Consider the following 9,487-nt stretch of genomic DNA (forward strand, 5'->3'; position numbering starts at 1 on the left):
CCACCGTCCGCGAAGGCAATGCCGCCGCAGGAACTTCCGTCGGCGCCGGCTTCACGCCGGCCCAGGTGGGCGGCCAGCAGGTGCCGGTCGACGACGCCCGCCGCAAACAGCACCGTCAGCGCCAGTTCCGGATGCGGCCGCGCGCGCCACATGCCGCGGCCACGTTCGTTCAGGCGCGCGTGGACGATCTCGCCGGCCCGGCTCCAGTAACCGTGCCCGCCCGGCATGCGCAGTTGCGCGTCCAGGCCGAACAGCGCGGGCAGGCGCATGCTGCGCGGCCGGATGCCGTCGCGTTCTCGGCAGGCCGCGAACGTGTGCAGCAGGGCGTTCCCGACGAGCGCCGCCCGTTCCACGTGCGGCACCGCCGCGCCGAAGTGGCGTACGCAGAAGCGCTCCAGCGATACCGGGTTCCAGCGCAGCCACGCGTGCCACACGGAGTCCGCCGCTTCCGACGGCAGGGCGCAGGGCCGGCCGCTGTGCCGCACCGCGTCGAAGAAGTGCAGCAGGCCTTCCGCCGCGCGGGTATAAAAAAAGGCATCCGTCGGGATGCCTTCGTATTCGCGCGGCGCGCTCGCGCGCCATTGACTTTCCAGTCCCGCCGGCAGGTCCGCCAGTGCGGCCTGCCAGGGCGAGGTGCGCCGCAGCCGTGCGGCGCGCAGTTCACTCAGTTTGTCTATTATCCACTTCATGTTGCCCCCCTGTTTGTTGTTGTCGGCAGGTCCAGCTTACGGGGCAAATATGACAGTTTGATGACTTATTTCAGGGCCGAGAAGATCGTCGTCAAACGGTCCTTCGTACCCTCGATACGCTCCAGGCGCGGGTAGCGCAGGCCGCCGCGGTAGTCGAGCGAAATCGTGCGCAGTACGTTGCCCTTCCTGACGAGCAGGCGAATGGGCTTGCCGTCCTTCGCATCCTTGATCGCGGACGTCAAGCGTTCCGGCTTGTAGACGCGGTCGCCCACGGCCATGACGGTCGTGTTGGCGGCCAGGCCCGCGCGGAAAGCCGGGCCGTCCCACACGACGTTGCGCACGGCCCCGTCCTGCGCGACCGTGAAGCCGAGCGAGTACGTCAGGTCCAGCACCTTGTTGCGGTCGTCCACGCCCTTCAGGTAGTCCGTCGGCGTGTCCGTGTAGACCAGCTTCCAGCCGGCGCGGGCGAGGCCGTCCAGTGGGGCGCCGGGGCCGTGGCCGTCCAGCTTCGCGCGCAGGAAAGGCGCCCAGTCGTACGGCTGGACTTTATTGAGCGTCGCCACGACGTCGTCGAACGTGTAGAACGCGGGCAGGTGGCTGCCGTTGTTCACGCTGTAGAAGGCGCGCGCGAAATCGTCCAGCGAGCGCCTGTCGCCCGAGAGTTCGCGGATGCGCGTGTCGACGTCCAGCCAGATCAGCATGCCCTCGACGTAGTAATCCTCGCTGCGCTGCCAGTTCGGCCAGCCCAGGCCGCGGCGCGCATTGAGGATCGGGTCGTAGACCGTGTCCTGCACGGCGCGCCACGCACGGCCCGCGACGCTGTCGTAGCGCGCGACGCGCCGGCGGCCGAGACGAGGCCGGAACGCGCGGCCAGCACGTTGCCCCAGTACTGCGTCTGGCCCTCGTACACCCACAGCAGCTCGTTGTCCATCGGGGTGTTGAAGTTGGGGACGTTCTGGCCGGCCGGGCGGCGGAACTTGCCGTTCCACGAGTGCGTGTATTCATGCGGGAGCAGGTCGCGTCCGGTCTCGCTCTTGGCCCAGTCGGTGAAATAGCCCGGCTTGACGCCGTTCTCGCTGGACTGGTGGTGCTCGCGGCCGATGCCGCCGAATTCGTCGGACAGCGCGAACAGGAAATCGTAGTGGTCGTAGTGATACGAACCATACAGTTTATACGCTTGTTGCACGAGCGCGCGGTGCGCCGCGATCTGCTCGGGCTTCGCTTCCAGGCTTTCCGGATTGTCGGCGAACACGTTCAGGCGGACGGGCACCTTGCCGCCCGGGTCGAGGTCGAAGCGCTTGCTGTAGCGGCCCGCGAACAGCGGCGAATCCATCAGCGTCTCCAGGTCGCTTGCCTTGAAGTGGACGTCGTCGCCGGCGCGGTTGTCCGTCTCCAGCGCGGTGGCGTACTGCCAGCCCGCGGGCAGCTTCAGGTTCGCCTGCACGTTGATGCCGCGCGCGACGTAGCCGGCCGGGTACAGGGTCGTCGAGATCCATTGCACGCCAAGGATATCGTCCGTCATCGTGATGCGGCCCTGGCCCGGTTCCAGCGGCGACAGGTACTGGTATTCCGCCTCCAGGCTCGTCGCGCCCTCGGGGACGTCCAGGTGGAACGCGTACACGTGCACCGGGTCGCGCTTCCATTCGACGGGCTTGCCGTTCGCCGTGAACTTCAGGCCCGCCAGCTGCGTGATCGGGCCGTTCGGGCCGTGGTTCGCGGGCAGCCACTGCGGATACAGCAGGGTGAGCGGGCCGGGCTTCACGGGGATCGTCATGTGCATGCGGAAGACCTGCTGCGACAGATCGGTCGCATCGACGTTCAACACAATGGTGCCGGGGTAGGGCTGGTCGACGGGCGCGGGCACGTCGGCATGTGCCGGAAAGGCCAGCGCCAGCGCGAGTGCGGCGGCTGAAACGGACGAAGCGAACTTGGAAGCGGTCATTGGCTGGAACCCTGGCGAAAGAACATAAACGGCCGAGTGTAGCACTGTGCAATGGGCCCAGATTCCGTCCGGCAGCGATCCAAATAAAATTTTAAAACAGGCCTTAAAAAAGATATTTTGTACGACTTGAAAAGGGGTGAGGTAGCCATTAGATTGGTTCCAACGGATGCTCACGATGAGGTCCGTCAACTTATCGCTTGTACTTTTTAGAGGATATCGAATCATGCGTACTTTTGACCTGTCCCCCCTGTATCGTTCCGCAATCGGCTTCGACCGCCTGGTGAACCTGCTCGAGCAACGCGCCGAAAGCGCGCCGAGCTACCCGCCGTACAACATCGAACTGGTGTCGGAAGACAAATACCGCATCGTGATGGCGCTCGCCGGTTTCACCCGCAACGAAATCGAGATCACCTCCGAACGCGACACCCTGCTCGTGACCGGCCGCAAACAGAAGGATGACGTGCAGCGCACCTTCCTGCACCGCGGTATCGCCCAGCGCGATTTCGAACAGCGCTTCCAGCTGGCCAACCACGTGAAGGTCGTCAGCGCCGGCTTCGACAACGGCATCCTGACCATCGAACTGGTGCGCGAAGTGCCCGAGGCATTCAAGCCGCGCAAGATCGCGATCGCTGATGCCAACGGCAACACCGACAACGTGCAAGTGCTGGAACAACCGGGCCAGCAACAACACGCCGCGTAATCGCGTCGTCCTCTCGAACAAAAGGCGCTTCGGCGCCTTTTGTCGTTCGCGCGGGCGGTAACGACGTTGTCACATCGCCTCCTTATAGTCGGGTACGACCCGTCAACGAGGAGCGATCGTCATGACCACGCACGCATCCACCCTGGGCGCGCCCGCCGGGCGTCCCACCGCAACCCGGACGTCCCCCGCCGGTATCGCACTGTTCGTGGCGTTGCTGGCCGCGGGCCTCGCCTTCAGCATCTACAGCCTCCATGCCGACGTGACGAGCGCCGGTCCCGTCGCCACCACGTGGCTCCCGTACTTCCTGCTCGGCGTTGCACTCCTGATCGCGCTCGGCTTCGAGTTCGTCAACGGCTTCCACGACACCGCGAACGCCGTCGCCACCGTCATCTACACGAATTCGATGCCGGCCGGCGTGGCCGTCGTGTGGTCGGGCTGCTTCAACTTCCTCGGCGTGCTGCTGTCCAGCGGCGCCGTCGCCTTCGGCATCATCTCGCTGCTGCCGGTGGAACTGATCCTGCAGGTCGGCAGCAAGTCCGGCTTCGCGATGGTGTTCGCGCTGCTGATCGCGGCCATCGTGTGGAACCTCGGCACGTGGTGGCTCGGCCTGCCGGCGTCGTCGTCGCACACGATGATCGGCTCGATCCTCGGCGTCGGCGTCGCCAACGCGCTGATGCACGGACGCGACGGCACCAGCGGCGTGGACTGGGCGCAGGCCGCCAAGGTCGGCTGGTCGCTGCTGCTGTCGCCCCTCGTCGGCTTCTTCTGCGCCGCGCTGCTCCTGCTGCTGCTGCGCCGGCTCGTGCGCGACCGCGCGCTGTACGAGGCGCCGAAAGGCGACACCCCGCCGCCGTGGTATATCCGCCTGCTGTTGATCCTCACTTGTACGGGCGTGTCGTTCGCGCACGGCTCCAACGACGGGCAGAAGGGCATGGGCCTGATCATGCTGATCCTCGTCGGCACCGTGCCGATGGCATATGCGCTCAACCGCGCCATGCCGGTGGAGCAGGTGACGCAGTTCGTCGCGGTCAGCCAGGTCACGCAACAGGCACTCATGCGCCAGGCCGAACCCGCGCCGCTGCCGCCGGTGGACCTGGCGCGCACGACACTGACGACCTACATCCGCACGCACAGGCTCACGCCCGCCGTCGTGCCGGCCCTTGCCACGCTGTCCGGCGACATCGACTGGCCTGGGTGCTGACCCTGCCGGCCGCGATCCTGCTGTCCGGCGGCCTGTACTGGCTATTCTCCCACCTGTTCTGACGAGGGCATCATGCGACAAACCGACCATCCCGACCTGGTGCAGCGCGTGCGCCGCGACATCGCCGACAGCTACGACGAGGAGCTCGAGCTGGAACTGGACGACCGCGACCTCGCCCCGGAAACGCTGCTGCCGGCGCGCGCGCAGAGCGACGAGGAACGCGAAGCGCGCATGCACTACTTCCGCGAGCTGTTCCGCCTGCAAGCCGAACTGGTCAAGCTGCAGGACTGGGTCGTGCACACGGGGCACAAGGTCGTGATCCTGTTCGAAGGCCGCGACGCGGCCGGGAAGGGCGGCGCCATCAAGCGCATCATCCAGCGACTGAATCCGCGCGTGTGCCGCGTGGCCGCGCTGCCCGCGCCCAACGACCGCGAACGCACGCAATGGTACTTCCAGCGCTACGTGTCGCACCTGCCGGCGGCCGGCGAGATCGTCCTGTTCGACCGCAGCTGGTACAACCGCGCCGGCGTCGAGCGGGTGATGGGATTCTGCACCGACGCCGAATACGAGGAGTTCTTCCAGACCGTGCCGGAATTCGAGCGCATGCTGGCCCGCTCGGGCATCCAGTTGATCAAGTACTGGTTCTCGATCTCGGACGAGGAACAGAACGCGCGCTTCCTCAGCCGCATCCACGATCCGCTCAAGCAGTGGAAGCTGAGCCCCATGGACCTGGAGTCGCGCCGCCGCTGGGAAGAGTACACGAAGGCCAAGGAGATCATGCTGGAGCGCACGCACATCCCGGAAGCGAAATGGTGGGTCGTGCAGGGCATCGACAAGAAGCGGGCGCGCCTGAACTGCATCCATCACCTGCTGCAACAGATTCCGTACGTGGAAGTCGACCGGCCGTCGATCCGGATGCCCGAGCGCGAATACCACGACGATTACGTGCGGCGGCCGGTGCCGCAGGAGATCATCGTCCCCGAGCTGTACTGATCTGTTATAGTTGGCGCCGCCAAGATTGGCAACGTTTCCAATCCCAGGAGGTGCCGCATGCAGCAACCGCTCGTTCTACGCCGTATCCTGTCCGTCGTTCTCATCGCGCTGGCGCCCGCCGCCGGCGCCGCCCCGGTCCAGGCCTGGATCACCACCGGCGACCAGTCGCAACTGCTCGCACGCGCCGCCGATGCGCACCTTGAGACGTCCGCCGATGCCGCGGCGATCACCGTCGACCCGTCCACGCGCTACCAGGAGATCGCCGGCTTCGGCGCCGCGATCACGGATGCTTCCGCGGACCTGATCCAGCACCTGGACCCGGCCCGCCGCGACGCGCTGCTGCGCCAGCTGTTCGGCCGCGAAGGCGAGGGTATCGGCCTGTCGTTCACGCGCCTGACGATCGGCGCCTCCGATTTCTCGCGCACCCACTACAGCTTCGACGACATGCCGCCGGGACAGTCCGACCCGCAGCTGAAGCATTTCTCGATCGATCCGCAGAAAAGCACCGTGCTGCCGACGGTGAAGGCCGCGCTGGCCATCAATCCGCGCCTGAAGGTGATGGCGTCGCCGTGGAGCGCGCCGGGCTGGATGAAGACGAGCGACAGCCTCGTGAAAGGCACCTTGAAACCGGCGGCGTTCGACGCGTTCGCGCGCTACCTGGGCCGCTACGTCGCCGCGATGCGCGAACAGGGCGTGACGATCTCCGCGCTCACCCTGCAGAACGAACCGCACTTCGAGCCGGACAACTATCCCGGCATGCGCGTCGACCCGCACAAGCGCGCGGCGTTCATCCGCGACCATCTCGGACCGCTGCTGGCGCGTTCGCACCCCGGCACCGCCATCTTCGACTGGGACCACAACTGGGACGAGCCGGAGTCCCCCGCAATCGTGCTGTCCGATCCACGCGCGGCGCAGTACGTGAGCGGCATCGCGTGGCATTGCTATGGCGGCGACGTGCGCGCGCAGGGCCGGCTGCACGACCTGTTCCCGGCCAAGGACACGTGGTTCACGGAGTGTTCGGGCGGGCGCTGGGCGCCGGACTGGTCGAAGAACCTGCAGTATTTCGCGAAGACGCTCGTCATCGACACCACGCGCAACTGGGCGCGCGGCGTCCTGTTCTGGAACCTTGCGCTCGATGCCGACGACGGCCCGCACCTGGGCGGCTGCAAGGACTGCCGCGGCGTCGTGACCATCGACGCGGCCACGGGCGCCGTCACGCGCAACGTCGAGTACTACGCGCTGGCCCACGCCAGCCGCTTCGTGCTGCCGGGCGCGCACCGCATTGCGACGACCGGGGAGAACAACGTCGCCTTCGTGAATCCGGACGGTTCGTACGCGCTGCTCGTGGCGAACGGCGATGCGCAGCCGCGCGCGTTCACGGTGCGCGTGGGGGCGGAGGCGTTCCGCTACACGCTGCCGGCGGCCAGCGTGGCGACGTTCACGTGGCGTCAGGCTCACGGCAAACGTGGATAAATGCCCCGGCTTGCAGTATGCTTGGGCCCAAAAACCAGACCAACCGGGGAGACAAGTGTCAACCATCAAGGACGTGGCCCGCATGGCCGGAGTCGGCCTGGGCACCGCATCGCGCGTCGTGCGCGGCAAGGGATCGGTGTCGCAGGCCAAGATGGAACGCGTGCAGAAGGCCATCGCCGCACTCGGCTACCGGCCGTCGCACGCGGCGCGTTCACTCCTCTACGGCACGTCGCGCATGATCGGCGTGTACATTCCCCTGTTGTCCGGCACCTTCTACACGTCGATCCTGCAGATCATCGACACGGAACTGCGCGGCGCCGGCATGCACATGATGGTGGCGTTCGGCGTCAGCCGCGAGGACGAGCGGCGCCAGGCCATCGACGGCGTCAACTTCCTCATCGAGCGCGGGTGCGACGGCGTCGTCCTCTTCACGTCACCGCTCACCGAGGAGGACCTTGCCGCGCTGGGTCCCAAGCGCGAGCGCGTGGTCGCCCTCAACGACAGCTTCGACGGCATGCCCGGACAGTGCTTTACGGTCGATCACAAGCTCGGCGGCCGGCTCGCGGCGCGGGCGCTGCTCGATCATGCGCACCGCGACATCGCCGTCATCGCCGGGCCAAGCACTGCCGCCGACAACGTCGACCGCATCGCCGGCTTCATGGACGAACTGGCCGGGGCGGGCATCGCCACGGACGACATCTGGATCTCGGAACGCGACTTTTCCTCGGCCGAGGGACGCGCCGCCGCGATGGAACTGGCCGCGTCCGGGCGGCCGTTCACCGCGCTGTTCTGCGCCAACGACGAGATGGCGCTCGGCGCGCTGTCGTACTTCCACGAAGCGGGCATCCGCGTGCCGCACGACGTGTCCGTGATCGGCTACGACGACGCGCCCGCCGCCGCGTATTCGGCGCCGCGCCTGACGTCCGTGCACATCCCCTGGCGCGAGATGACCAGGAACGGCATCGCCGAGCTGCTCAACCTGTGCTACGGCTTCAACCGGCCCGTCACGCGCACCTTCCCCGTCAGCGTCAGCCTGCGCGCCTCCGTCGCGAACGTGGCCAAGCGCCGCCGTTCCCAACCTTAAGGGACGTCTAAGACTGCTGCGCCAATATACTCCCTACGAAAAGAGCAGTTTTCAGAACCACTTTTTCCAATCTGGGAGCACGTCGATGTCTAACCACGGTAACGTTACTGCCATCACCGCAAAACGTCTCACGCTGGCCCTGTGCGCGGCCGGTGTCATTGGCGGCGCGGTTGGCGCGATCGCAGTCGAACACAATAACGCTTTGGCCGCCGCCGCAGCGGCCGCCACTGGCGCACCCAACCCCGCCGCCACCCCGGCTCCCGTGGCGGCCACGCCGGCACCCGTGGCCGGCAATCCTGCCAGCGTGGCCCTGCCGGACTTTACCAAGATCGTGTCGCACAACGGCCCGGCCGTCGTGAACATCCGCGTCGTCGGTACGACCAAGGTGTCGCAGCGCCAGATGCCGCAGTTCGACGAGGACGATCCGTTCTTCGAATTCTTCCGCCGCTTCCAGCCGCAGCAACCGCGCGGCGGCAACGGGCGCGGGGAGCTTGTCTACGGCGCCGGATCGGGCTTCATCGTCAGCCCGGACGGCGTCATCCTGACGAACGCGCACGTGGTGCGCGATGCCGACGAAGTCACGGTCAAGATGCAGGACCGCCGCGAATACCGCGCGAAAGTCCTCGGCTCCGATCCGCGCACCGACGTCGCCGTGCTGAAGATCGATGCGAAAAACCTGCCCGTCGTCCCGCTCGGGAACACGCGCAACCTGCAGGTCGGCGAATGGGTGCTGGCGATCGGTTCGCCGTTCGGCCTGGAGTCGACCGTGACGGCCGGCGTCGTGAGCGCGAAAGGCCGCACCATCGACAACAACGGCGTGCAGTTCATCCAGACCGACGTCGCGGTCAACCCGGGTAACTCGGGCGGCCCGCTGTTCAACACGCGCGGCGAGGTCGTCGGCATCAACTCGCAGATCTTCAGCCAGACGGGCGGCTACCAGGGCCTGTCGTTCGCGATCCCGATCGACGTCGCCGTGCGCATCAAGGACCAGATCGTCGCGACCGGCAAGGTGCAGCACGCGAAGCTGGGCGTCAGCCTGCAGGACGTCGGCCAGAGCTTCGCCGATGCGTTCAAGCTGCAGTCGCCGGACGGCGCGCTCGTGGCGAACGTGGAGCGCGGCAGTTCGGCCGACAAGGCCGGCCTCAAGGCGGGCGACGTGATCCGCAAGGTCAACGGCCAGGCCCTGATCTCGGGCGGCGACCTGTCGGCCATCGTGGCGATCGCCAAGCCGGGCGACCGGCTGACGATGGACGTCTGGCGCGAAGGCAAGGAGATGCAGGTGACCGCGACGCTGGCCAGCGCCAAGGCGGATCCGGCCAGCCGCGACAACCTGGCCGGCATCGACGGCGGCGCCAAGCTGGGCCTGGCCCTGCGTCCGCTGGATCCGGCCGAGCGCAGCCAGGTC

7 protein-coding genes and 2 pseudogenes are annotated in these 9,487 nt (G+C 67.0%); 6 read left to right on the forward strand and 3 right to left on the reverse strand.

Annotation, left to right across the window (positions count from 1 at the left end; genetic code table 11):
* From ACEN88_RS17360 to ACEN88_RS17370, 3 genes and pseudogenes are all read right to left on the reverse strand, one after another.
* A pseudogene (locus tag ACEN88_RS17360) lies at nt 1-689 on the reverse strand (hypothetical protein); the annotation flags it as partial.
* Between the two features lie 65 nt (nt 690-754).
* Nucleotides 755-1,483, reverse strand: coding sequence for a hypothetical protein (locus tag ACEN88_RS17365; RefSeq protein ID WP_413341511.1), 729 nt, complete (start codon nt 1,481-1,483; stop codon nt 755-757).
* Complete coding sequence (locus ACEN88_RS17370) at nt 1,384-2,631, reverse strand: hypothetical protein (RefSeq protein ID WP_413341512.1); 1,248 nt, start codon at nt 2,629-2,631, stop codon at nt 1,384-1,386. The genes ACEN88_RS17365 and ACEN88_RS17370 overlap by 100 nt, the downstream gene beginning before the upstream one ends.
* 223 nt (nt 2,632-2,854) lie before the next feature.
* Here ACEN88_RS17370 and ACEN88_RS17375 point away from each other — a divergent pair, with 223 nt between their 5' ends.
* The 6 genes and pseudogenes from ACEN88_RS17375 to ACEN88_RS17400 form a co-directional block, all read left to right on the forward strand.
* Entirely contained in the window at nt 2,855-3,331 is a 477-nt protein-coding gene (locus tag ACEN88_RS17375; protein ID WP_105378364.1) for an Hsp20 family protein, read from the forward strand.
* Nucleotides 3,332-3,452: 121 nt separating this feature from the next.
* Nucleotides 3,453-4,505: pseudogene (locus ACEN88_RS17380) on the forward strand (inorganic phosphate transporter); the annotation flags it as partial.
* A 99-nt stretch (nt 4,506-4,604) separates the two neighbouring features.
* A complete protein-coding gene (ppk2, locus tag ACEN88_RS17385) occupies nt 4,605-5,525 on the forward strand; it encodes a polyphosphate kinase 2 (RefSeq protein ID WP_413341513.1) in 921 nt (306 codons plus the stop codon).
* 57 nt (nt 5,526-5,582) lie between these two features.
* Entirely contained in the window at nt 5,583-6,998 is a 1,416-nt protein-coding gene (locus ACEN88_RS17390; RefSeq protein WP_413341515.1) for a glycoside hydrolase family 30 protein, read from the forward strand.
* A gap of 55 nt (nt 6,999-7,053) precedes the next feature.
* Nucleotides 7,054-8,082, forward strand: coding sequence for a LacI family DNA-binding transcriptional regulator (locus tag ACEN88_RS17395; protein ID WP_413341517.1), 1,029 nt, complete (start codon nt 7,054-7,056; stop codon nt 8,080-8,082).
* Nucleotides 8,083-8,167: 85 nt separating this feature from the next.
* Nucleotides 8,168-9,487 (forward strand): Do family serine endopeptidase (locus tag ACEN88_RS17400; RefSeq protein ID WP_413341518.1); only part of this gene is annotated, 1,320 nt, incomplete at its 3' end.

It is taken from the genome of Massilia sp. CT11-108 (genome assembly GCF_047302915.1).
Classification (GTDB): Bacteria; Pseudomonadota; Gammaproteobacteria; order Burkholderiales; family Burkholderiaceae_D; genus Telluria; species Telluria orientalis.